The organism is Hyphomicrobium sp. CS1BSMeth3 (assembly GCF_900117415.1).
Taxonomy (GTDB): Bacteria; Pseudomonadota; Alphaproteobacteria; order Rhizobiales; family Hyphomicrobiaceae.
In genome coordinates, this window is sequence record NZ_FPEI01000006.1 from 272,121 (window position 1) to 296,854 (window position 24,734).

Consider the following 24,734-nt stretch of genomic DNA (forward strand, 5'->3'; position numbering starts at 1 on the left):
TACAGGATGGGATGAGCAGGTTGCGCAAAAGCCCGATGGAGAACGCTGGCGCCAGCACGGAGACGATCGTCGAGCGCATCACCACGGCGGTGCTGGAACAGCGCCTGCCGCTCGGTGCCAAGCTCGGCGAGGAGAAGCTTTGCGCCGTCTTCGGCGTCTCGCGCACCAAGGTCCGCCAGGCACTCAATCGTCTCGCCCGCAGCAAGCTCGTTGTGCTGAAGCCGCGCCGCGGCGCCTTCCTTGCCGAGCCGACGCCGGAGGAGGCGCGTCAGATCTTCGAGGCGCGCCGGGTCATCGAGTGCGAGATTTTTGCGCAGTTCACGCGCACGGCGAGCGAAGCCGATCTCGCCGCGCTCGAGCGTCACGTCCAGGCCGAGCGCCGCGCCATCCGCCTGGATGATGTACCGCTGCGCAACCGCCTACTCGGGACATTCCACGTACGCATTGCCGAGATGGTGGGCAACAAGGTGCTGACCGAGATCCTCGCCGATCTCGTCACGCGCTCGTCGCTCATTACGCTGCTCCTGCAGTCGACGCAGGCCGCATCCTGTTCGTCTGACGAGCACCGCGCCCTGATCGCCGCGATCCGTGCGCGAAAAGCGCCGCTCGTCCAGAAGCTGCTGCGCGAGCATCTCGACCATGTCGAGCGCGATCTCGCCGACATCGACGGCCGCGGCAGCGAGTTTGATCTTGCCGATGCCCTGGGGCCGGTCGCCGCCGAGCGTAAGGGCAAGGCGCCGGCCCGCCGTGTCCGCAATGGCAGCACGCCGAGCCGCGGGAGAGTACCGAGCCAGCCATGAGCCAGACATCCGATTATCCGCGCGATCTCAAGGGCTATGGCCGCGAGCCGCCTCATGCGCGCTGGCCCGGCGACGCGCGCATCGCCGTGCAGTTCGTCGTCAATTACGAAGAGGGCGGCGAGAACTGCATCCTGCACGGAGATGCAGCATCCGAGGCCTTTCTCTCGGAGGTCGTCGGCGCCGCGCCCTGGCCCGGCCAGCGGCACATGAATATGGAATCCATGTACGAGTACGGCGCGCGCGCAGGCTTCTGGCGTCTCTGGCGCGCCTTCACTTCGCGGCGGATGCCGGTGACCGCCTTCGCCGTCGCCCACGCCATGATGCGCGGGCGCGAGCAGGTCGCGGCCATGCGCGATGCCGGCTGGGAGCTCGCGAGCCACGGCCTCAAATGGATCGAGTACAAGGATTTCTCCGAAGCCGACGAGCGTGCGCACATTCGCGAGGCCGTGCGCCTGCACACCGAGATCGCCGGCGAGCGGCCGCTCGGTTTCTACCAGGGCCGCTGCTCGGCGCACACGCTCAAGCTGACCATGGAGGAAGGTTTCCTCTATTCCGCCGACAGCTATGCCGATGATCTGCCGTACTGGGTGCAAGGCCCGCGCGCGCCCTTCCTGATCGTGCCGTACAGCCTCGATGCCAACGACATGCGCTTTGCGACCGCGCAGGGCTTCAACTCGGGCGATCAGTTCTTCACGTACCTGAAGGATACGTTCGACGTACTCTACCGCGAGGGCGAGATGGTGCCGCGCATGATGTCGATCGGCCTGCACTGCCGGCTCGCCGGCCGTCCCGGCCGCACCGCCGCGCTCGAGCGCTTCCTCGACTACATCGCCGCGCACGATCGCGTGTGGATCGCGCGGCGCATCGACATTGCGCGCCACTGGGAGGCCGTCCATCCGCCCGAAGGCACGCGCTGATGGCCGACCTCGCGCTCGGCCGGCGTTTGATGGATCGTCTGGAGGCGCTCGCACGCTTCTCGGATGACGCCGACGGCCTGACGCGCCTCTATCTCTCGCCCTCGCATAAGCAGGCTGCCGACGCGCTCGCCGGCTGGATGCGCGAAGCCGGCCTCGATGTACGCATCGATGCCGTTGGTACGCTCATCGGCCGCTACGAGGGCACGACACCTGGAATGCCCGCGCTCCTCGTTGGTTCGCACATCGATACCGTGCGTCAGGCCGGCAAATACGACGGTGCCCTCGGCGTGCTCGCCGCGCTCACGGCCGTGGAGGTGCTATCGCAAGCGGGCGAGCGCTTGCCCTTCGCGATCGAGGTCGTTGCTTTCGGCGATGAGGAAGGCGTGCGCTTTCCTTCGACTCTCCGCGGCTCGCGCGCGCTTGCCGGCACGCTCGACGCCGCGACGCTCGATGAATGCGATGCCGCGGGCACATCCGTGCGCGAGGGCCTCATTGCTTTCGGCGCGAATCCCGCTCAGCTCGCCGAGGCAGCTTATCCGCGCGGTGCCGCGCTCGGATTCGTCGAGCTGCACATCGAGCAGGGCCCTGTGCTCGAGCGCATGAGCCAGCCCGTAGGCGTCGTGACCGCAATCAACGGCGCGCGGCGCCTCAGCGTCGTCGTGCAGGGCACAGCAGGTCATGCCGGCACCTCGCCCATGAACATGCGCCTCGATAGCCTCGCGGGCGCAGCCGAGATGATCCTCTCCGTCGAGCGCATTGCCGCCGAGACGGGCGATGTCGTCGCGACGGTCGGCGTCATCGAGGCGCGACCCGGCGCTGTCAACGTCATTCCCGGCGAGACGCGCTTTACCATCGATGCTCGTGCGCCCGATGATGTCGCGCGCGATACAGTCGTCGAGCGCATCGGCGCCGCCATCGAAGGCATCGCCGCTCGCCGCGGACTCGCTGTGCGCATCACGCAAACACATTCTGCGCCTGCCACCGTTTGCGACGCCAAACTGATCGCCGACCTCGACGACGCCGCGCGTGCCGCGGGCCATGAGCCCGTGCATCTTCCTTCGGGCGCCGGCCACGACGCCATGGCCATGGCCGCGTTGTGTCCGGTTGCGATGCTGTTCGTGCGCTGCGCGGGCGGCATCAGCCATCACCCAGCCGAATCCATCTCGCTCGAGGATGCGGACGCAGCCATGCGCGTCCTCCTGCACTTCCTGCGCACCTACCGCACCTGAAATCCAACGGACAGTGAACATGAGCACAGCCATCGATCAGAAGGTGCGGGCGTTTCTCGAAGGCGAGCGCGATGCACAGGTCCGCTTCCTCGCCGAGATCGTGAAGATCCCGACCGACAATCCGCCGGGTGACTGCGGCCCCGCTGCCGAGCGCGCTGCGAAACTCATCGAGGCCTTCGGCTGGACCGTCGAGCGCCATCCCGTGCCCGACGACATCGTCAAAGCTGCGGGGATGATCTCCTGCACGAACCTGATCGTGCGCCGCACGTTCGGGCCGGGGCCGACGATCGCCCTCAATGCGCACGGCGACGTGGTTCCGCCCGGCACAGGCTGGACGTTCGATCCTTATGCCGCGACGATCAGCGACGGCTGGATGTACGGACGCGGCGCCGCGGTCTCGAAGTCCGACTTCGCGACGTACATCTGGGCCCTGCGTGCGCTCGAAGCGAGCGGCGCCAAGCTCGGCGGCACCATCGAGCTGCATCTCACCTACGATGAAGAAACGGGCGGCGAGATCGGCCCCGGCTATCTGCTGGCACAGGGCCTGAGCAAGCCCGATCTCGCGATCGGCGCCGGTTTCTCCTATGCCGTCGTCACCGAGCACAATGGCTGTCTGCATCTCGAAGTGGAGGTTGCGGGCCGCTCGGCGCACGCCGCCAAGCCGTGGACCGGCATCGACGCATTGCAGTCCGCGACCGCCATTCTCTCCGCGCTCTATGCCTGGCGGCCGACACTCGCGACGCGCACGTCGAAGACGCCGGGTATCGGCGCACCGCAGCTCACCATTGGCCTCATCAGCGGCGGCATCAACACGAATGTCGTTCCTGATCGCGTCGTCTTCCGCCTCGATCGCCGCATTGTCCCTGAGGAAAATCCCGAGGTCGTCGAGGCCGAGCTGCGCGAGGTCATCGCCAAGGCCTCGTCCGCAGTCGAGGGGGGCGCGCGCGTGGACGTCCGTCGCATCCTGCTCGCCAAGCCGCTGCAACGCCTGCCAGCCGGCGATCGCATGATCGACGCGCTCTGCCGCCGCGCGAGCCAGATCATGGGCGAGCCGATCAGCGCGAGTGGCGTGCCGCTCTACACGGACGCCCGCCACTATACGGCCCACGGCGTGCCGATCGTGCTCTACGGTGCCGGTCCGCGCACGATCGAGGAGGCAAACGCGCATCGCGCGGATGAACGCCTTCCGCTCGCCGATCTCGCCAAGGCGACGGAGGTCGTCGCGCTCACGCTCGCCGATCTGATGGCGACCTGAGGCGCTCAGCCGGCGTTCTTCGCGCGCACTTTCGCGTCGCCGCCGGCCCATTCCTCGAAATACTTGATGATGTGCGCGTAATCGAGCGCGCCATCGCCCTGCTCCTTGGAGTAGGCGAGCACATCGCGCGCGCACTTCACGACCCACATGCGCGCGCCCATGGCCTCGGCTTCCTCGATGCCGAGATTGACATCCTTGTGCAGCAGGTCTGTCGAGAAGCGCATGGGGAACGTGCCCGGCAGAATGCACTCGGGGATCTTCACCTCTGTGCCGAAGCAGCGACCCGACGAGCTGTTGATCACGTCGAGCATCTTCTGCGGATCGAGGCCGGCCTTGGCGCCCGCGACCAGCACTTCCATGGCCGCGAGCGTTCCCGCCGCTGTCAGCATGTTGTTGACGAGCTTCATGGACTGGCCGAGCCCAGGCTTGTTGCCCATGTGCATGACGTTCTTGCCGATGATCTCAAGGATCTGGCGCACGCTCTCGAACGTTGCGGGGTCACCGCCGACCATCACCGTCAGCGTGCCGTTCGCCGCACCCGCAACGCCGCCGCTGACCGGCGCATCGAGCAGCGTCATGCCCTTCCCCGCGAGCTTCGGGGCAGTGCGAGTGATGACCTGGGAGCCGGTGGTCGACGTATCGATGATCGTCTTTGCCCGTGTGCCTTCGATCACGCCACCCGGCCCTGTCAATACGGTCTCGACCACATCCGGCTTCGGCAAGCTGAGTAGCACCACATCACTCCGGCTCGCGACCTCGGCGGCCGAGCGCGCAGCCTTCGCACCCTTCTCCACGATTGCCGCGACCGCACCCTCGCTCACATCATGCACGACGAGCGTATGACCTGCCGCGAGGAGACGCGCCGCCATGCGCGATCCCATGATGCCAAGCCCGATGAAGCCAATATCCGCCATTGTTGCGTCCTCGATCTGAAGTCGTTTCCCGCCCCAAATCTTGCCCAACGGCGCAGATTTGCCAATCGGTACGTTGGGGCAAGCCTCAGGTGCGAGCGGGCGCGCCGGCGAGTGGCGCAGGCGCTGAGGCAGGCACCGCCTCACGGCGATGGCGGCGGCGCACGACAGCAAGGATCGCGACCACGACGGCAATAGGAAGCAGTGCGACGGGGCTTTGCGCCACAGTCAGGACGATGGCCATGGCCCAGGAGATCGCGATGGCGTGCTCGACGAGCGCGATGAGCTTCGATTGCGAATGACGCCGCAGCATCCCACGGCGATTACCCGGCATGGGGTGCCAGAAGTTCAGCAGCGCCGTCGACGCGGCGCCTGCGGCAGCAAAGAGCGCGGCAAGGATCGCGATGCGCCACGAGGCGAGCGCGAGGCCTGCAAGCGGCAGCGCGACGATCGCCAGCACCGGCAAGCCGACGGCGGTCAGCTTCGCGCGGTCGATCTCGGCGGCGCTGACAGGCGCGGTCGCCATCAGCTCAGGGGCATCCTCGCCCGAGACCATGATCCACGAAATGGAAGCAGAAACTTGCGCGGCAATGACGACGATGGTCGGCGCCAGCGCGAGTGCGGTCGGCAGCGCCTCGCTGCGCAGCAGGATGACGGCGATCGGGATGGTATAGATGATCTGCAGGCCGAGCTGCGCGAACAGGCTCGGATCGCGCGCGACGAGCCGCCACTCCTTCCGGCGAAGATTGCGGGCGAGGCCGCTGCGGAAGCGGATACCGCGTTGCGAGCTTGTCGCACGATCACGTCCGGAAGGCGCGCCCGTCGCAGCGAGCGTCGCAGCCGCAAAGCGGTTCGCGAGCACGTTTATGGCGAGAGCAAACAACAGGACCGAGATCACAACGAGCACCGCCAGCGCCCGCGCATTCCCCTGCAGGGCGTGCACGGGCAGGAAGGCGATGTCGCTGAGACCTGAGCCGGCAGCCGTGTGCTCCAAGGCACGCGTGATCCCCGCGCGCATTCCCTCTGGCAGCACGGCAATGGCCTGCGCCCCGAGCACGAACCCGCCCGCGATGAGAGCGCCCGTCATCTGCGTGAACGTACGCGCGCGGCGCGGTCCGACGAGGAAGAACAGGCCGATCGAGATCCCGAGACCGAGCGCCGTCGCCATCAGCGCGAGAGAAATCAGCACCGGATAGGCGGCGAGCCAAACGGGCTCGCCGAGGATCGCGCTCATGTTGGCGAGCGGCAATACCAGCAGCGCAATCGAGCCGAGCGTGCTCGCGGCGATAGCGGTCGCCTTTGCCGCGAGGATGCGCGCGGCGGGGAGTGGCGCGCCGAGCAGGAGATCGAGATCGCCGCGATCGAAGAGCGTTCGCGTCGTCGCGAAGAGACCTTGCGCGATCATCCACGTGAAGATGCAGAGCATGGCGATCGCGAGCGGCATGAGGCTCGCATCGGCGCCCTGTACACGCGGCTTGACCAGCAGCACAGCCGGCCACGCAACGAGATGCAGCACCACGACACCACACGCGAGCAGCACGCCGAGATGGCTGATGCTCGTGCCGCCCATCATATCGACGAACCGACGCCAGTTCAGGCGCATGTCGTGCGCGACAAGCCAGAGAAAGGAGCCGGGTGCCGGGTTCATGACGCGCTCACGAAGCCAGTACGGCGTGATCCGCATCGGATCGCATGAGCTGCAAGAACACATCCTCGAGCGTCGAGCTGCCGCGCCCGGCGGTGGCCTTGAGCTCGGCGAGCGTGCCATCGGCAGCGAGGCGTCCGCGGTGCACGATGCCGATGCGGTCGGCGAGGCGCTCGGCGACCTCCAGAATGTGCGTCGTGAGGATGATCGTCGCGCCAGCGCGGACGCGGGCTGTGAGCAGGTCCTTCACCTGCCGCGCGATGGCCGCATCGATGCCGGTGAGCGGCTCGTCCAGCATGATGAGCTGCGGATCGTGGATCAGCGCGCCCGCGAGCGCGACCTTCTGTTTCATGCCGCGCGAGAAGCCTTCGCAGCGCTGATGTCGGTGAGGCCCGAGCTCGAGGACGTCGATCAGCTCGCCGGCGCGGCGCTCGGCAAGTGTTGTGGGTACGCCCCACAAGCCCGCGACCAGCTCCAGATATTCGAGCGGCGAGAGCTTGTCGTAGAGCATGGGCTCATCGGGGAGCCATGCCGTGATGCGTTTCGCTGCGGTCGGGTCCGCCAAGGCGTCGATGCCGAAAATGCGGATCGTGCCCGCATCGGGACGCAGCAGGCCTGCGATCATGCGCAGTGTCGTCGTCTTGCCGGCACCATTGGGGCCGAGCAGGGCATAGAGCTCGCCCGGCCGGACGGCGAGGTCCATCCGGTCGACCGCGACAGCCGCGCCGAATGTCCGCCGGACGCCGCACAGCAGCACGGCCTCGGCAGCCGGCGCCGCGCCCGCGCGCCAATCCGGCACAAGGTTTAAGCCTGCCGTCACATCCAACTCCTTTGCGCAGGGCGCTGCGCGGGCAACTCCCACGCACACAGAAGGTGTCGGCAGCCTAGCCGGCCGGCGTTGCTGCCGTCTTAATTGCCCGCATGGCGGTTGCGCGTTGCGGCCCCTGGACAGGGGCGCGGCGATACCCCTCTATGCTGGTGCAACACATGGGCATGACGGGAGAGGGTGGCATGAGCGCTGCGGCGGGGAAGAGCGATCTCGAGAAGAAAATCTGCGCATGGCTCGCCGAGAGCCGTCAGGACATGCTGAGCCTCCTGGAAGAGGTCGTGAACATCGACAGCGGCAGCTATGACAAGGCCGGCGTCGATGCCGTCGGCGACCGTTTCGTGCGCCATTTCGAGCAGCGCGGGCTGCTGACGCGCGTCGAGCCGCACGAGACCTTCGGCAATGCCATTCACATCCGCCTCGACGACACGCCGACCAACGAGAAGCCGATCGTGCTCATGGGCCACCGCGACACGGTCTTCCCCAAGGGCGAGGCAGGGCGGCGGCGCTTCAAGATCGAGGGCGGGCGTGCCTACGGGCCCGGCGTCGCCGATATGAAGGCGGGCCTCGTCATGAATGCTTTCGTGCTCGAGGCCTTCAAGCGCCATGGTGGGGCGCCAGGGCCGCTCGCTGGTCTCATCACCTCGGATGAGGAGATCGGCTCGCCATCCTGCCGGCCCGTGATCGAGCGCGTGGCGCGTGAGGCGCGCGCCGTATTCAACTCCGAGCCAGGTCGGCCGACGGGCAATGTCGTGAGCGGTCGCAAGGGCGGCGTTTTCATGCGCTTCGAGGTTCTCGGCAAGGCGGCCCACTCGGGTGGCAATTTCGAGAAGGGCATTTCCGCGATCGGCGAGCTGGCGCACAAGATCGTCGCCCTCCACGCGCTGACGGACCTGCCGCGCGGTATCACGGTCAATGTCGGCCTCGTCTCCGGCGGACAGAGCGTCAACACCACGGCTCCCTCCGCCGAAGGGCGCATCGACCTGCGCTACGTGAAGCCGGCCGATCGGCAGTACGCCCTCTCGGCCATCCAGAAGATCATCGATGGCGCGACCGTGCCGGGCACCTCCGCCAAGCTCGAGATCCTCGGCGAGTTCCTGCCGCTCACGCAGTCGAGCGAGAGTGGGGCACTGCTCGACACCTATGCGGCCGCCTCGCAGGACCTCGGCATGAGCGTGAAGGGCGAATTCACGGGCGGTTGCGCCGATTCCGGTTTCACTGCCGGGGTCGGCTGTCCGACGCTCTGCGCCGTCGGTCCCGTCGGCGGCAATGCCCACACGCCGGAGGAATACCTCGAGGTCGACAGCATCGTGCCGCGCGCGCAGGCTCTCGCGCTCGCCATTCTGCGACTTCCGCCGCCCGGCTGAGCAGCTTTTGCCGGATGACGGCAGAAAGTTGCCTCGCAGTGCTGATTCCGGTCGCGTTCGTATGCCAGTGTCCCAATTCCGAAGCTCGCCCCCCGGATGCTGGCGGTGCGAGCGAGCTTCGGAATTAAAAGGGACACTGGAATCATAATCTTGCTCGTGTGATTCAGATCGAGAAATTCGCTCCATACTGTGCCGCGAGATATGGCGAATTTCTCGATCTTCACACGAGGGACCGGAATCATCCAATAAGGTCCGAAGAAATCGCGCCTTCTTGCGCCTTCTAGCGCCCTGGGCCCGCGTGCGCTGTTGCAATGCGGCCTTGGATCACGAAGATAGGATCGAGCCACAACGCAGGAGCCTCCAGTCCCGTATGCCGCACGCCACGCCCCTGATCTCCACGATTGTAATAGGCCTGTCACTGGCCTTTCTATTGGGGGCATTTGCGCAGAGGCTGCGTTTTTCACCGCTTATAGGCTACCTCCTCGCCGGCGTCGTTGCGGGACCTCATACGCCGGGATATGTCGCCGATCAGGCGCTCGCCAACGAGCTTGCCGAGATCGGCGTCATCCTGCTGATGTTCGGCGTCGGCCTTCATTTCTCGCTCAAGGATCTCTGGTCCGTACGGACGATCGCCATTCCCGGCGCGCTCGGGCAGATGGCGGTGGCAACCATTCTCGGTATGGGCCTTGCCTATCTCATGGGCTGGTCGATCGGCGCCGGCCTGGTGTTCGGCGTCGCGCTCTCGGTCGCCAGTACCGTGGTGCTGCTGCGCGCCCTGCAGGAGCGCCGGCTGCTGACCACCGAAAGAGGCCGCATCGCGGTCGGCTGGCTGATTGTCGAAGACATCGCGATGGTCTTCGCCCTGGTGCTCATACCCGCGGTCGTGCCGCTGCTCGACGGCAGCATGGAGCGCAATGCCGCCTTCGGCTTCAGCTCCTCGCAAGTGCTCGGCACGATCGCGCTGACGATCCTCAAGGTCATGGCCTTCGTCGCCATGATGATGGTTGTCGGCCGCCGCCTCATACCGTGGGTGCTCCACTACATCGCACACACCGGCTCGCGCGAGCTCTTCCGGCTCGGCGTCCTGGCGATCGCGCTCGGCTTCGCGTTCGGTGCGGCAAATCTGTTCGGCGTCTCTTTCGCGCTCGGCGCGTTCTTTGCCGGCATGATCCTGAGCGAGTCGGAGCTCAGCCAAAGAGCCGCCGAGGAGACGCTGCCGCTCAGGGATGCATTCGCGGTCCTGTTCTTCGTGTCCGTCGGGATGCTGTTCGATCCGACCATCATCATCCGCGATTTCTGGCCGGTGCTGGCAACGGTCGTGATCATCGTCATCGGAAAATCTCTGGCCGCACTCGCCATCGTTCGGGCCTTTGGCCATCCCATGAGCACGGCGCTCACGATTTCGGCGAGCCTCGCGCAGATCGGCGAGTTCTCCTTCATCCTCGCCGGCCTCGGTGTCGCGCTCGGCGTGCTCGGGGCCGAGGCACGCGATCTCATTCTTGCCGGCGCGCTCATCTCCATTCTGCTCAATCCGCTGATCTTCATCGGCCTCGATCGCATGAAGCCGTGGCTGGATCGGCTCGAAGGAAATGTCGACGCCGCCCAGCCGCGAGAGCCCGAGCCGGCCAAGATCGAGGCGACCACGCTCGAGGATCACGCCGTGCTCATCGGTCACGGCCGCGTAGGGCATCGCATCGGCAAGGCACTCAGGGACAACGGCGTACCGCTCTTCGTGATGGACGAAAGCGAGGATGTGGTGAACGCGCTCAAGGAGGAGGGCATCGAGGCCGTCTCGACCAACGCCGTGACGAGCCTCGCCGCGGCGAACCTCGAAAAGGCCCGCTGCCTCCTCGTCGCGATCCATGAGAATTTCGAGGCCGGGCAGATCGTCGAGCAGGCGCGCGCCATCAATCCCAATCTCATCATCCTCGCGCGCGGCCATTCCGAGGCCGAGAAGCTGCACCTCGAGAGCTGCGGTGCCACGTCCGTGGTGCTCGGCGCGGAGGAGATCGCGGGCGCCATGCTAAGATCCTATTGGACCATCTTGCCGAACGAGTAGCCTCGGAGGGCGACATGACCCTTACCGTTGAAGAAAAGTCGCGACGCTTCGTAGCCCTGCACGAGCGCGATGGCACCTTCGTCATTCCCAATCCCTGGGACGCGGGCTCGGCGCGCATTCTCTCAGCTCTCGGCTTCGAGGCGCTCGCGACATCGAGCGGAGCGGCGGCCGGCGTGCTCGGCCGCACTGACGGCCGCATTTCCCGCGACGAGGCCATCGCGCACGCACGCATCATCGTCGAGGCGACCGATCTGCCCGTTGCAGCCGATCTCGAGAGCGGTTTCGGGGATAGCGTCGATGATGCCGCGGCGACGATCCGCGCGGCGGGCGCCGTCGGCCTCGTCGGCGGCTCGATCGAGGACTGCGCCGGCCCGGGCAAGCAGATCTACGAATTTGACCACGCCGTCCGCCGCGTCGAAGCGGCAATTGCTGCGGCGCGCGCGCTGCCTTTCCGCTTCATGTTCACGGCACGCGCCGAAAACTTCATCCGCGGCAATCCCGATCTCGACGACACGATCCGCCGCCTCAAGGCCTACGAGCAGGCTGGCGCCGATGTCCTCTTCGCGCCGGGCCTGCCGGATATCGAGGCAGTGCGCAAAGTGTGCGCGAGCCTCGATCGCCCCTTCAACTTCATGGTCGGGATCAAGGGCCGCTCGTTTACCGTCGCGGATTTGACTGCCGCCGGCGTGAAGCGGATCAGTCTCGCAGGCTCGCTCCACCGCGCCGCCATGACCGGCCTCATCGATGCGGCGCGCGAGGTTCGTGATCAGGGCACATTCGGCTATCTCGATCGCTCCGTGCCGGGGCCCGATCTCAACAAGATGCTCGACGGCTAAGCCACGCCGCGATCCCACGCACGCAGGTCATCGGCGCAGTTCGGCTCGCTGAAGTGCGGGCGGCTGCCGAAGCACCCACGTCCATGATCTTGGCATACCAGGCGCACCTTCGAGGCGGGCCGGCCGCAGGCGTAGTTCTTCGCCGTGAGCGCCGTACGGGGGCATCGGCGCGCCTCGCCGACCCGCAGAGCCACTCGCGATTACAACTCACGATGGCGTGATTGTTCTGTTTGATTAATAGCTTAGGCGGACTTGCGCTCTGTGCTCTGAGAGTCCTGCTGCAATGCAAAATATGTGTGCGTTTACAATGCGAAACGCAATGTGTAAGAGTTCTAATATTCGAGGAGTCTCGCCCGGGCGGTGGTCGACTTCGAAGACGTTGGTCTTCTTTGTACGACACGCGCCGAGGCGGGACTGGCAATCTCCGCAACGTCGGCGCGATAGACAAGGCGGAGAGGAAACTAATGAACGTGCAATTCTCACGACGCCAGTTCCTTAAGGGGACGGGCGCGGGGGTTGCGGGTTCGGCGATCGGAGCCTTTGGCTTCGGGGGAGCTGAAGTAGCGCTCGCGCAGGCCGCGCACGCCTTCAAGCTTTCGAAAGCGACCGAGACCCGTAACACGTGCCCATACTGCTCAGTCAGCTGCGGCATGATTCTTTACAGCCGCGGTGATGTGAAGAAGGGCGAAAAGGCCGAGATCTTCCACATCGAAGGCGATGTCGATAACCCGGTGAACCGCGGCACGCTGTGCCCGAAGGGCGCCGGCGCTCTCGACTTCATCCACTCGAAACAGCGCGTCACCCGGCCGATGCACAGGAAGCCGGGCAGCGACAAGTTCGAGCCGGTCACCTGGGATTTCGCGATGGAGCGCATCGCGAAGCTCATGAAGGAAGACCGCGACGCGAACTTCATCGAGAAGACGCGCGACGGCGTCACGGTGAACCGCTGGCCCACCATGGGCTTCCTCGCCGGCTGTGCCACCTCGAACGAGGCGGGCTGGCTGACCTGGAAGGCCGTTCGTGGCCTCGGCATCGTGGCCGTCGACAACCAGGCACGTATCTGACACGCCCCGACGGTAGCCAGTCTGGCTCCGACATTTGGGCGTGGCGCGATGACGAACTCCTGGACCGACATCAAGAACGCCGATGTCGTGCTCATCATGGGCGGCAACGCGGCCGAGGCGCATCCGTGCGGCTTCAAGTGGGTCACGGAAGCCAAGCACCATAACAAGGCGCGCCTCATCGTCGTCGATCCGCGGTTCACGCGCTCGGCCTCGGTCTCGGACTTCTACTGTCCGATCCGTGCCGGCACCGACACCGCGTATCTGCTCGGCGTGATCAACTACCTCATCACGAACGACAAGATCCATCGCGAGTACGTGGCGAACTACACCGACGTCTCGATGATCGTGAAGGAAGGCTTCTCGTTCGACGAGCAGGAGGGCGTGTTCTCCGGCTTCAACGCGAACAACCGGACGTACAATCGCGACACCTGGGACTACGAGATCGGCGCTGACGGCTTCGTCGTCAGGGATACGACGCTCGAGCATCCGCGCTCCGTCTACCAGCTCCTGAAGAAGCACGCTGCCCGGTACACGCCGGAGATGGTGGAGCGCGTCTGCGGCGCGCCGAAGGACAAGTTCCTCAAGGTCTGCGAGATGATTTCATCGACCGCCAATGGCGAGAAGTCGATGACGATCATGTACGCGCTGGGCTGGACACAGCACAGCTACGGCTCGCAGACCATCCGCACGGCGGGCATGCTTCAGCTCCTGCTCGGCAACATCGGTGTTCCGGGCGGTGGCGTGAACGCGCTGCGCGGCCACTCGAACGTGCAGGGTCTGACCGACATCGGTCTGCTCTCGCAGTCGACGCCCGGTTATCTCGGCCAGCCCCGTGACAGCGAGCCGACGCTTGCTGCGCACATGGCGAACCGGAATTTCCGGCCGATGATGCAGAACTCGGTGAGCTTCTGGCAGAACTACAAGAAGTTCTACGTGAGCTTGCTGAAGTCCATGTACGGCGCGTCGGCGACGGCCGAGAACGACTTCGGCTACGAGTGGCTGCCGAAGCTCGACAAGGTCTACGACACGCTGCAGATGTTCGAGCTCGTCCACCAGGGACAGGTGAACGGCTTTGTCTGCCAGGGCTTCAACCCGCTGCTCTCCGTGCCGAACAAGGGCAAGCTGATCGCGGGCCTCTCGAAGCTGAAGTTCCTGGTGTCGATCGACCCGCTCGAGACGGACACGGTGAAGTTCTGGGAGAACCACGGAGAGGCCAACCCGGTCGATCCGTCGAAGATCCAGACCGAAGTGTTCATGCTGCCGGCAACCTGCTTCGCCGAGGACGAGGGCTCGTTCACCAACTCCTCCCGCACCATCAACTGGCGCTGGAAGGCGGCGAACGGCCCGGGCGAAGCACGCAACGACATCGCGATCATGGCGGAGCTCTTCCTCCGCATTCGCGAGCTCTACGAGAAGCAGGGTGGCAAGGCTGCAGATCCGATCCTCAAGGTCGACTGGAGCTATGCCAATCCGAAGCTGCCGACGGCCGATGAGCTCATGCGTGAGATCAACGGCAAGGCGCTTGTCGACATCCCGGATCCGGCGGACGCGACGAAGACCCTCTACAAGGCGGGTCAGCAGCTCGCGACCTTCGGTCATCTGAGAGACGACGGCACGACCACGTCGGGGTGCTGGATCTACACCGGCGCCTATACCGAGCGCGGCAACATGACGGCGCGTCGGGACAACTCCGACCCGTCCGGCAGGTACGTGTACGGCAACTGGGGCTTCGCTTGGCCGGCCAACCGCCGCATTCTCTACAACCGCGCGTCGGCCGATCCTTCCGGCAAGCCGTGGAGCGAGCGGAAGTCCTACATCACGTGGAACGGTAAGGCGTGGGGCGGGGCGGATGTGCCTGACTATCCGCCGCCGCTTGCGCCGGACCGCAATGCCGGCCCCTACATCATGAACGCGGAAGGCGTTGCTCGCCTCTTCGCGCGCAAGATGATGAACGAGGGCCCGTTCCCCGAGCACTACGAGCCGTTCGAGAGTCCGGTTGCAAATGCCTTGCACCCGAAGATGTCCTCGAACCCCGCGGCGCGTGTATTCGGTGGCGACCGTGCGGCTTTCGGTACGTCGAAGGACTTCCCCTACGTGGCGACGACCTATCGGCTTACCGAGCACTTCCACTGGTGGACCAAGACCAACAAGCTCAACGCGATCACCCAGCCTGAATTCTTCGTCGAAATCTCTCCCGAGCTTGCGAAGGAGAAGAACATTTCGAACGGCCAGTGGGTGAAGGTCTCGTCCAACCGTGGCTCGGTCAAAGGCAAGGCGGTCATCACCAAGCGCATTCCGGCGCTCAAGATCGACGGCAAGACGGTGCATACCGTCGGCATGCCGATCCACTACGGGTTCATTGGCGAGACCAAGAAGGCGATCGGCGTGAACTCGCTGACGCCCTACGTCGGCGACGCCAACACCCAGACGCCGGAATACAAGGCGTTCCTTGTCAACATCGAGCCGCTCAGCGGCCCGGCCGTAAGCTGAGGGAGGGCTGACATGTCTCAACTTCAACCGGCATTCGGCCTCGCGAAGCGCTCCGCGACCACCGGTGCACTGCCGCCCGCAAAGGCGGAGACGCCGGTCGCCAAGATGATCGATGTCTCGAAGTGCATCGGTTGCAAGGCGTGCCAGGTCGCCTGCATGGAGTGGAACGATCTGCGCCAGGACATCGAGGAGAACGTGGGCGTTTACGAGAACCCCCACGATCTTACGCCGAACGCCTGGACGCTGATGCGCTTCGCCGAGTGGGAGAACCCTGAGCGCGGTCAGCTCGAGTGGCTCATCCGCAAGGACGGCTGCATGCACTGCCAGGATCCGGGCTGTCTCAAGGCCTGCCCGGCCCCCGGCGCGATCGTGCAGTACTCCAACGGCATCGTCGACTTCATCTCTGCGAACTGCATCGGCTGCGGGTACTGCGTGAAGGGCTGCCCCTTCAACATTCCCCGCATCTCGACGGCCGACAACAAGGCCTACAAGTGCACGCTGTGCTCGGACCGCGTCGCCGTCGGTCAGGGTCCGGCCTGCGCCAAGGCCTGCCCGACGAAGGCCATCACCTTCGGCACCAAGGACGACATGAAGAAGCTCGCCGCCGAGCGCGTCGCGGACCTCAAGGACCGCGGCTACTCCAAGGCTGGCCTCTACGACCCACCGGGCGTCCAGGGCACGCACGTGATGTACGTGCTGCACCACCTGGACAAGGCTCCGCTCTATGCGGGCCTTCCGCAGAATCCGCGGATCAGCCCGCTCGTCGAGCTGTGGAAGGGGGCCGGCAAGTATGCCGGCCTCGCCCTCCTCGGCGTCACGGCAGCCTTCGGCGTCGTTCACCATCTGCTCGCGGGCGCCAATCGCGTCACGCATGAAGATGAGGAGAACGCCGAGAAGCTTCGGGGAGGCGGGGCATGAGCCAGCACAGGGGAGAGGCACCGCTTCAGGTGCCTCGCTACTCCGGTAGCGCGCGCATCAACCACTGGGTCGTCGCGATCAGCTTCGTGCTGCTGATGATCAGCGGGCTCGCGCTGTTCCACCCGAGCCTCTACTGGCTGACCGGCCTCTTCGGCGGCGGTCCGACGGCGCGCTGGCTCCATCCGTGGCTCGGCGTCGTGCTGGTCATCGGCTTCCTCGGACTGTTCCTCCGCTTTTTCGTGGCGAACCTGCCCGAGCGGACCGATTGGGTCTGGCTTGCCCGTCTGCGCCATGTTCTGGCGGGGCGGGAGGAGTATCTGCCCGAGGTCGGCAAGTACAACGCGGGCCAGAAGTTCGTCTTCTGGGCGCAGGCCTTCCTGGTGCTCGTCATGTTCGTGACCGGCATCGGCCTCTGGCCGGTGGGGCTTGCCTACTTCGAGCAGCTTCTCGGCTTCAAGGCCACGATCGACCAGCGGCGCCTCGCCGCCGTTATCCATGCCGGGGCGGCCGTCCTCACGATCGCCATCTGGATCATCCATGTGTACGCGGCGATCTGGGTTCGTGGTACTATCAGTGCCATGACGCGCGGTACCGTGACCGGTGGCTGGGCCTGGCGCCATCACCGCAAGTGGCTGCGCAAGGAGATTGGCAAGGAGCCCGGCGGGCCCCAGCCTGCCGAGTAGGCAGAGTAGTGTAGTGACAGAGATTCGAGGCTCGGATGCCGCGTGACGGTTCCAGACGCCCGGCCGGCGATGCCGTGCCGTTGGCCCCCATGGACATCGGCGAAGTCGCAAACCCGCCCTTCGCCGTGCTCCCCGACCCTGGCCGCGTGTTTCTTGTGCGCAGCGAGCGCTTTGCCGCGCTCGCGCCGGGCCATCAGCTCGAGCCCTATCTGCACCTCCTGTCGCAGATCACGCGCGCCCAGCACGACATTCTTGGCGAGCTGCCGGAGCCGGTTCTGCCGTCGCCGGAGCGGCTCGCGCTCGCCCGCGACAACACCATGCCGCCGATCTCGACCGGGCAGATTGCGCTCGACGAGACCGCCGACCGCACATTCGACGCGCTGTTGAAGACGCTTGCCGCCGCCGACCTTGCGGAGACCTCGCGCACGGCCTTGGAGGCCGTCGAGAAAGCCGGGCCGGACGGTCGCCGCAATATGATGCAGGCCGTGATCCTGGACGAGATTCCCGGCGATGCCATTGCCGAGCACGTGCTTGCCGCTGCCGCCGTGCAGGTCCTCTTCACGCGCCTCGCAGCCCGCCTGGACGTCGAAAGCCTCAAGCGTGTTGCGGATGGCGCCTGCCCCTCGTGCGGCGGCGCGCCCGTCGCGAGCGCCGTCGTCGGCTGGGAGGGCGCTCACGGCACGCGCTTCTGCACCTGCTCGATCTGCGCCACGCAGTGGAATGTCGTGCGCATCAAGTGCCTTGTGTGCAGTAGCGAGAAGGGGATTGCCTATCACTCCCTCGAGGGCGGCCAGGAGACCGTCATGGGCGAGACGTGCGAGGCCTGCGACTCCTATGTGAAGATGCTCCATCAGCACAAGGACCCGTCCCTGGAGCCGATCGCCGACGACGTGGCCTCGCTGGCGCTGGACCTCACCCTCACAAAGGAGGGGTGGACACGCGCTTCAGTGAACCCATTCCTGATGGGGTATTAGATCGGGGCTGGAGGCGGTCGTGACAAAGGCATCCGTACCAATACCCTCTGTCGACGAGGTGTTGCGGGGCGAGGCCGGCAAGGTCGTCGTCGCCCGTTTCGGCCATGCGGCGACGCTTGGTGCCGTGCGCGCGGCCCTCGACGACCTGCGCGCGCTCAGCCGGCATTCGGCCCTCCCTCATGCGAGCCGCGAGGATACGGCCGCGACGATTGCGGCGCGGGCCGCCGAGGTGCTCGAGGCCGAGGACGCGCCGCGCCTGCGCCGCGTGCTCAATCTCACGGGCACAGTCCTCCACACAAACCTCGGCCGCGCCGTCCTCGCCGAGGAGGCGGTTACGGCCGCGGCCGCCGCCATGCGTGCACCGGCAGCACTGGAGTTCGATCTCGAGAGCGGCAGCCGCGGCGAGCGCGACGACATCGTGCGCGGCCTCATCTGCGAGCTGACCGGCGCGGAGGACGCGGTCCTCGTCAACAACAATGCCTCTGCCATCCTGCTCGTGCTCAACACGCTGGCGCTCGCCAAGGAGAGCATCGTCTCGCGTGGCGAGCTCATCGAGATCGGCGGCAGCTTCCGCATGCCGGACATCATGGCGCGCGCCGGCACGCGTCTCAGGGAGATCGGCACGACCAACCGCACGCACCTGCGCGATTACACCGACGCGATCGGCCCCGAAACCGCGATGCTGCTCAAGGTGCACACCTCCAATTACCTCGTGCAGGGTTTCACCAAGGAGGTCGGCACGAACGAGCTTGCCGTCCTCGCGCGCGAGAAGAATCTGCCGCTCGTCGATGATCTCGGCTCGGGCACGCTGATCGATCTCGCCAAGTACGGCCTGCGCCGCGAGCGTACCGTGCAGGATGCGCTCAAGGATGGCGCCGACCTCGTGACCTTCTCTGGTGACAAGCTGCTCGGCGGCCCGCAGGCCGGCTTTATCGTCGGCCGCCGCGATCTCGTGCGCGCCTGCGCGAAAAATCCGATCAAGCGCGCCGTGCGCCTCGACAAGATCCGCCTGGCTGCCCTCGAAGCCACGCTCAAACTTTACCGCGATCCGGATCGCCTGCCCGATCGCCTGCCGACACTCGGCTATCTGACGCGTCCGCTCGATGATATCCGCGCTCAGGCAGAGCGCGTCGAGGGGCCGCTCGCGCGAACGATGGGTGATCTCTTCGACGTCGCCATCTGCGATTGCACGAGCCAGATCGGCTCGGGCGCGCTTCCCCTCGAGACCATCCCCAGTGCCGGTCTCGCCATGACGCCGCGTGCGAAGAAGCAGTCCGGCCGCCAGCTCGAGGCGCTCGCCGGTGCCTTCCGTCGCCTGCCCGTTCCGGTAATCGGGCATATCGAGAAGGGCGCGCTCGTCTTTGATCTGCGCTGCCTCGACGCCGAGACGCTCTTCGTCGAGCAACTCGAGAAGCTGACGATCGTGCGCAGCGAAGCCGAGGCCGAGCCATGAAGCTCCTGGGCCTCAAATTCGGCCGCGACAAAGCTCCCGCTGCGCCGCCGCCAGCCGATACTCAGCTCCGCGAAGCCGGCGCGTTCTTCGCGGCAGAGGAGTACGAAGCGGCCATTGCGATCTGGCTGCCGCTCGCCCAGGGAGGCAACGCCGAAGCCCAGCATGGTGTTGCACTCTGCCTCATGCAGGGGCTCGGTACACCCGCGGATCAGCAGGCCGGCGCCAAGTGGCTCCTCGCTGCGGCCGTTGAGGGCCATGCGCAAGCACAGCGCAACCTCGCCGAGGCCTATCTCAAAGGCGAAGGCGTGCCGCAGAGCGACGTCGATGCCGAGCTCTGGTATCGCCGCGCCGCCGAGCAGGGTGATGCGGCCGCCCAGGATATGCTCTCGTGGCTGCTCGCCAATGAGGACGGCCGCACGCCCGACTATGCGGAGTCCCTGAAGTGGGCGCGCGCTGCCGCCGAGCAGGGCGTTGCGGCCTCCATGACGCGCATCGGCCTCTTTCATCACAACGCGCTCGGCGTCGCGCGCGATTCCGACGTCGCGATCACATGGTGGCGGAAGGCGGCTGCGCTCGGCGATCCCGACGGGCAGGCCATGCTCGGTGCAGCCCATCACATCGGCCAGGGCGTGCCGCAGGATCGCGTGAAGGCCTACGCCTGGCTCATGCGGGCGCGCTGGGGCGGCAGCAAGCTTGCCGAGCGGTTTCTGAGCCCGGTCTATGCGACGCTCTCGCCCGATGAGATCGAAGCGGGCAAGGATCTGGCGCGGCGACTTCCCGAGGCGGAGGTCGGGTCATGATCATCGGCACGGCAGGCCATATCGACCACGGCAAGACGAGCCTCGTGCGCGCGCTCACCGGCGTCGAGACCGACCGCCTCAAGGAGGAGCAGCGCCGCGGCATCACCATCGAGCTGGGCTTTGCCTATCTGCCGCGTCCCTCCGGTGACATCATCGGCTTTGTCGATGTGCCGGGCCACGAGCGTCTCGTGCACACCATGCTCGCCGGCGCCACCGGTATCGACTTCGCGCTGCTGGTCGTCGCGGCCGATGACGGCGTCATGCCGCAGACGCGCGAGCATCTCGCGATCATCGATCTGCTCGGCATCCGCCGCGGCGCGGTGGCGCTCAGCAAGTGCGATCTTGCGACGCCCGAGCGCCTCGTCGAAGTGAGCGCACAGATTCGCGCGACGCTCGCCGGCACAGGCCTGGAAGAAGCGGAGATCGTGCCTGTCTCGACCGTGACGGACGAGGGCGTCGCCGATCTTCTGGCACTGCTCGACCGGGAAGCCATTGCGACTGGCCTCAGATCGGCCGACGGGCGCTTCCGTCTCGCCATAGACCGCAGTTTCTCTTTGCGCGGCGCGGGCACGGTCGTCACGGGAACGGTCCTCTCGGGCCGTGTTGCCGTTGGCGATCGGGTGCTGACCTCGCCCGGCGGCATCGAGGCGCGCGTGCGCTCTGTTCATGCGCAGAATGCGGCCGCCACTCTCGGCCTCGCCGGTCAGCGCTGCGCGCTCGCGCTTGCCGGTCCCAAGGTCGATCCCGAAAGTGTGTCGCGCGGCGAAGTCCTGCTTGAGCCGACGCTGCACAGTCCGACGAACCGCATCGACGTGACGCTCAAGCTGTTGCCGAGCGAGCGCAAAGCGCTCTCGCAGTGGCTTCCTGTGAAGTTCCATCACGGCTCGGCCGAGCGCAACGCCCGTGTGCTCGCGCTCAAGTCTGGCGGCATCGCGCCCGGCGATGGCGACTACGCGCAGATCGTGCTCGACCGGCCGGCGGCCATGGCTGCGGGTGACCGCTTCGTGCTTCGCGACTCCGCGGCCTCGCGCACTATCGGCGGTGGCACCATCCTCGACCTGCGCCCGCCGGAGCGCCACCGCGGCACGCCGGCTCGTCGCGCCGAGCTCGAGATCCTCGCCGGACACGATGCGATGTCCATGCTGCGCCAGCTTCTCGAAAGTGGGCGCGGCTTCGTCGATATTGCTGCCTTCTTCCGCGACCGCGCCGCGGCGGAGCCCCTGGTCGAGGAGGCCATCCGGGCGCTCGATCTCGTGACTTTTGCCGATGGCGATCGCGTTATCGGCCTTACGCAATCGGCGTGGAGGGCTTATGCAACCGAAACGATCGCGACGCTCGACCGCTTCCATGCCGAGAAGCCCGATCTGCCGGGCCTTGGGCAGGAGCGCCTTCGGCTCGCGCTGAACCCGCGCCTTCCCGGCCCCGCGTTTGTCCGCGCGCTGCAGCAGCTCGTGGCCGAAGGTCAGCTCGTCCTCGACCGCTCCTGGGTGCGCCGGCCGGGCCACGAGGTTCGCCTCTCGGATGAGGAGGAGAAGCTCTGGTCGCGCATCTTCCCGCTCCTCGGCGGCGAGGCGCGCTTTCGTCCGCCGCGCGTGCGCGACATCGCCAAGGCACAGCGGATCGACGAGGGGTTCATTCGTCGCCTCTTCAAGCTGGCGGCCCGCCGCGGAGACGTAGACGAAATCGCCCAAGACCATTACTTTCTCGGGCAGACCGTGATCGAGATGGCGGACATGGCGCGCGAGCTCGCGGCCGCGGATCCCAATGGCGAGTTCACCGTCATTGCGTTTCGTGACCGCCTCGCCAATGGCCGCAAGGTCGCGATCCACATCCTGGAGTTCTTCGATCGCCAGGGACTGACAATGCGTCGCGGCGACATTCGCCGCATCAACCCGCACAAGCGGGATCTGTTTTCGCGCGGGCCGGTCGGGGCAGACCCGGCGGCGTCGCGCGACGGAAGAGAAACGTCCCCGGTGGGGCGGCCGGACTTCAAATCCGGAGAGGGTCGCGAGACGGCTCTCGGTGGGTTCGACTCCTGCCTCTTCCGCCAAAATTCCTCAAGAAGGCGTTGATGCTTTGCATGAATTTATATTGCTTAGCTCTATGATCCCACCATCCCTCGGCCATTGAGCGAAGCGGCGCCAAGCGCCTGCTCCGCTGCTCGCGACGCCGCACGTGGACGAAGAGACGCGAGGTGCAATGGCATTGCTCGCGGTCCCCAAATCACCAGAGAAAGTTCGCGCAGGGTGCAGGCGGCTTGAGTGTCATGGGCGAGCTCCATCAGTGAAAGGCTTCGCCGGGCTTGATGCCGAGCTTCTTGAAGATAATCGCCGCCGGGCAGAAACCCGTGAACGATGCTTGGATCAGGTTGAGGCCGACGAATGCGGTCAGCAGATACCAGTAGGGCGAGACATAGTACCCGAGCGCCAGCGACACGAGCACAATGAGGCCAGCAAACAACAGCACGGCACGATCGACAGTCATGGCCTTTCTCCTTTCATGAAACACGGGTTTGAGGGTTCTCTTCCTTGGGCCCGCCTTCGCGTGCGGCACGCCACACAAGGGGCACCAAAATGAACGCCACGACCGGAAAGATGAGCCAGTTGATCGTTGCCCATCCGGAGGCGTGCAGCAGACTGCCGGAGAAGAAGGATGCGGCAGCGACTACGCCGAACACGAGAAAATCGTTGGTACCTTGAACTTTGCTGCGCTCGGCAGGCGTATGGCAATCCGCGACCATGGTGGTCGCGCCGATGAAGCCGAAATTCCATCCGATGCCGAGAAGGACGAGCGACGTCCAGAAGTGAAAAAGGTCGAGGCCGGTGAGTGCGATCACAGCCGAGAATGCGATGAGCAGCAGCCCGACAGCGGTCACACGCTCCTTCCTGAATTTCGTGATCAGATGACCGGTGACGAAGCTCGGCGCGAACATGGCGAGTACGTGCCACTGAATGCCGAGGGCCGCGTGGTCGACGGAGTGGCCCTGCCCAACCATGGCCATGGGCGCGGCCGTCATCACGAACGTCATCAGCCCGTAGGAAACAACGCCGGCGATCACGGCGAGTACAAAGCGAGGATTGCGCAGGATCTCTCCCAGCGGCCGCCCGCTATCGGCGGTCGAGATGCTGAGCGTATCTGGCTTCGGTACTCGCAACAGCATCAGCACGGGCATGGCGAGCAGGGCGAGCGCCGCCTGGCTGAGAAAGCTCCCGGCGAACGGCGTCGCAGGTAGAGCGTCACGCGTCCAGATCACGAGCTGTGGGCCGATGACCGCCGCGACGAGACCGCCGACCATCACCCAGGAGATGGCCCTGGCCTTCATCGCGCCGGAGACGGTGTCGGCGGCAGCGAAGCGATAGCTCTGGACATACGCGGCATAAAAGCCGGCGGTAAAGGTGCCGAGGCAGAAGAGGACGAACGACGCGGCGGCGATGCCTGACGCCGCGATGAGGCCTGCTGAGAGCCCGAACATTGTCCCGATCAGATACCCACTACGTCGGCCGAGGCGACGCATGATGAAGGCGGCGGGCAGCGTGCCGAGGGCGAGGCCGAGATTGAACAGGCTCACCGGCAGCGTCACCAGGGCCGGGTCGGACGAGAGCGACTGACCGACCAGCCCGCCGAGAGAAACGATGATGGGCGGGCTCGCTGCGCCGAGCGCCTGCGCCATGGCCAGGACAGCAATATTCCGCCAGGGATCGGTGGTGGTGCGCGTCATGGGCGTGCCGCCGCGTTAGCCGCGGATCCCAGTGGCGCATCGTTGCGGGTTGGCGTGCCGGCGCGGGCAGGCTTGCGCCCGGGTCGCCGCCATTGCTCGTTGATCACGTGTATCCATGGCGCTTCGCGGCGCCAAGCCTCTATAACATTCGTTATATTGAATATTCGCAATAACGAATGTACGATGTCAAGAGAAAGGATGTGCAGTGCTCCGGACACAGGGTCCGCTTTGGTGAGCGGGGCAACATGCCGGCCGGAATATTGGCACGGCGCGGGTGGTCGCTCGCCTCGCTGGTTTTCATGCTGTCCGCCCGCCGCTCCCCAATCCGCAATAACGTCGATCTTCGGGCATCGCTTGACATAGATCCGTTAATTCATATATTCGCATTTATGAAAATACAAATCGAACGCATGCAGGACGCTGCTGATCGGGCCTGTGAGCTATTGAAGGCGATGGCGAACCGCCATCGCCTTCTCATCCTCTGTCAGCTTGTCCAAGGAGAGCGGTCCGTCGGTGAGCTTGCCGAGTTCCTCGGTATCCGCGATTCCGCGGTCTCGCAGCACCTGACGCTTCTGCGCAAAGACGGCCTCGTGAGCGCGCGTCGTGATGGTCAGACGATCTGGTACTCGATCGCCAGCGCCGAGGCACGCGCCCTGCTTTCCACGCTCTACGACGTCTTCTGCGAGCCGGTGCCGAGACGTGGTGCAGCACCCAAAGGCAAGATCACGCCACGCTCACGCCGTCGTCTCGAACGCGATCGGTGAGCCGGACGCTGCTGCGCCTGCAAAG

At 65.8% G+C, this 24,734-nt stretch carries 18 protein-coding genes, 1 tRNA gene and 2 pseudogenes; 16 read left to right on the forward strand and 5 right to left on the reverse strand.

Annotated features, from left to right (window positions below; all coding sequences use genetic code 11):
* Positions 1–20 precede the first annotated feature (20 nt).
* From CS1BSM3_RS16380 to CS1BSM3_RS16395, 4 genes and pseudogenes are all read left to right on the forward strand, one after another.
* Complete coding sequence (locus CS1BSM3_RS16380) at positions 21–800, forward strand: GntR family transcriptional regulator (protein ID WP_210188795.1); 780 nt, start codon at positions 21–23, stop codon at positions 798–800.
* Positions 797–1,708 (forward strand): annotated as a pseudogene (gene puuE / locus CS1BSM3_RS16385) (allantoinase PuuE); the annotation flags it as partial. The gene CS1BSM3_RS16380 and the pseudogene puuE, both read left to right, overlap by 4 nt.
* 8 nt (positions 1,709–1,716) lie before the next feature.
* Positions 1,717–2,946 (forward strand): allantoate amidohydrolase, encoded by a 1,230-nt coding sequence (locus tag CS1BSM3_RS16390; protein ID WP_072388686.1) that lies wholly within the window; start codon positions 1,717–1,719, stop codon positions 2,944–2,946.
* Between the two features lie 19 nt (positions 2,947–2,965).
* On the forward strand, positions 2,966–4,201 hold the full coding sequence (locus tag CS1BSM3_RS16395) for an ArgE/DapE family deacylase (RefSeq protein ID WP_072388688.1): 1,236 nt from the start codon (positions 2,966–2,968) through the stop codon (positions 4,199–4,201).
* 5 nt (positions 4,202–4,206) lie between these two features.
* Here CS1BSM3_RS16395 and CS1BSM3_RS16400 read toward each other — a convergent pair whose 3' ends face one another.
* From CS1BSM3_RS16400 to CS1BSM3_RS16410, 3 genes are read right to left on the reverse strand one after another with little or no spacing between them, the layout of a single operon-like run.
* Entirely contained in the window at positions 4,207–5,259 is a 1,053-nt protein-coding gene (locus tag CS1BSM3_RS16400; RefSeq protein WP_280174756.1) for an NAD(P)-dependent oxidoreductase, read from the reverse strand.
* The gene (locus CS1BSM3_RS16405) at positions 5,201–6,760 is read right to left on the reverse strand and encodes a hypothetical protein (RefSeq protein WP_143149241.1); all 1,560 of its coding nucleotides are present in this window, start codon (positions 6,758–6,760) and stop codon (positions 5,201–5,203) included. The genes CS1BSM3_RS16400 and CS1BSM3_RS16405 overlap by 59 nt, the downstream gene beginning before the upstream one ends.
* 7 nt (positions 6,761–6,767) lie before the next feature.
* Positions 6,768–7,514, reverse strand: coding sequence for an ABC transporter ATP-binding protein (locus tag CS1BSM3_RS16410; RefSeq protein WP_244540629.1), 747 nt, complete (start codon positions 7,512–7,514; stop codon positions 6,768–6,770).
* Between the two features lie 254 nt (positions 7,515–7,768).
* Between CS1BSM3_RS16410 and CS1BSM3_RS16415 the strand changes: the two genes are divergently transcribed.
* From CS1BSM3_RS16415 to CS1BSM3_RS16470, 11 genes and pseudogenes are all read left to right on the forward strand, one after another.
* Positions 7,769–8,950: a M20 family metallopeptidase gene (locus CS1BSM3_RS16415; protein ID WP_072388696.1), complete on the forward strand. Its 1,182-nt coding sequence runs from the start codon at positions 7,769–7,771 to the stop codon at positions 8,948–8,950.
* Between the two features lie 370 nt (positions 8,951–9,320).
* Entirely contained in the window at positions 9,321–11,009 is a 1,689-nt protein-coding gene (ybaL, locus tag CS1BSM3_RS16420; protein ID WP_072388698.1) for a YbaL family putative K(+) efflux transporter, read from the forward strand.
* Positions 11,010–11,023: 14 nt separating this feature from the next.
* A complete protein-coding gene (locus tag CS1BSM3_RS16425) occupies positions 11,024–11,845 on the forward strand; it encodes an isocitrate lyase/PEP mutase family protein (RefSeq protein WP_072388699.1) in 822 nt (273 codons plus the stop codon).
* 464 nt (positions 11,846–12,309) lie between these two features.
* Positions 12,310–15,399, forward strand: a complete 3,090-nt coding sequence (fdnG, locus tag CS1BSM3_RS16435; protein ID WP_143149242.1) for a formate dehydrogenase-N subunit alpha — start codon at positions 12,310–12,312, stop codon at positions 15,397–15,399.
* A gap of 12 nt (positions 15,400–15,411) precedes the next feature.
* Positions 15,412–16,317 (forward strand): formate dehydrogenase subunit beta, encoded by a 906-nt coding sequence (gene fdxH, locus CS1BSM3_RS16440; RefSeq protein ID WP_072388705.1) that lies wholly within the window; start codon positions 15,412–15,414, stop codon positions 16,315–16,317.
* Positions 16,314–17,000: a formate dehydrogenase subunit gamma gene (locus CS1BSM3_RS16445; RefSeq protein WP_072388707.1), complete on the forward strand. Its 687-nt coding sequence runs from the start codon at positions 16,314–16,316 to the stop codon at positions 16,998–17,000. The genes fdxH and CS1BSM3_RS16445 overlap by 4 nt, the downstream gene beginning before the upstream one ends.
* 35 nt (positions 17,001–17,035) lie before the next feature.
* Complete coding sequence (fdhE, locus tag CS1BSM3_RS16450; protein WP_143149243.1) at positions 17,036–17,974, forward strand: formate dehydrogenase accessory protein FdhE; 939 nt, start codon at positions 17,036–17,038, stop codon at positions 17,972–17,974.
* Positions 17,975–17,993: 19 nt separating this feature from the next.
* Positions 17,994–19,427: an L-seryl-tRNA(Sec) selenium transferase gene (gene selA, locus CS1BSM3_RS16455; RefSeq protein ID WP_244540539.1), complete on the forward strand. Its 1,434-nt coding sequence runs from the start codon at positions 17,994–17,996 to the stop codon at positions 19,425–19,427.
* Positions 19,424–20,227: a tetratricopeptide repeat protein gene (locus tag CS1BSM3_RS16460; protein WP_072388711.1), complete on the forward strand. Its 804-nt coding sequence runs from the start codon at positions 19,424–19,426 to the stop codon at positions 20,225–20,227. The genes selA and CS1BSM3_RS16460 overlap by 4 nt, the downstream gene beginning before the upstream one ends.
* Positions 20,224–22,055 (forward strand): annotated as a pseudogene (selB, locus tag CS1BSM3_RS16465) (selenocysteine-specific translation elongation factor); the annotation flags it as partial. The gene CS1BSM3_RS16460 and the pseudogene selB, both read left to right, overlap by 4 nt.
* A gap of 127 nt (positions 22,056–22,182) precedes the next feature.
* A tRNA-Sec gene (locus tag CS1BSM3_RS16470) sits at positions 22,183–22,277 on the forward strand.
* 230 nt (positions 22,278–22,507) lie between these two features.
* On the opposite strand, the gene CS1BSM3_RS16475 is transcribed toward CS1BSM3_RS16470, so the two are convergent.
* Entirely contained in the window at positions 22,508–22,711 is a 204-nt protein-coding gene (locus CS1BSM3_RS16475) for a YgaP family membrane protein (RefSeq protein ID WP_072388713.1), read from the reverse strand.
* 13 nt (positions 22,712–22,724) lie between these two features.
* Entirely contained in the window at positions 22,725–23,945 is a 1,221-nt protein-coding gene (locus tag CS1BSM3_RS16480; RefSeq protein WP_072388715.1) for an MFS transporter, read from the reverse strand.
* Positions 23,946–24,355: 410 nt separating this feature from the next.
* On the opposite strand from CS1BSM3_RS16480, the gene CS1BSM3_RS16485 reads away from it, so the two are divergent.
* On the forward strand, positions 24,356–24,709 hold the full coding sequence (locus tag CS1BSM3_RS16485; RefSeq protein WP_210188842.1) for an ArsR/SmtB family transcription factor: 354 nt from the start codon (positions 24,356–24,358) through the stop codon (positions 24,707–24,709).
* Positions 24,710–24,734 lie beyond the last annotated feature (25 nt).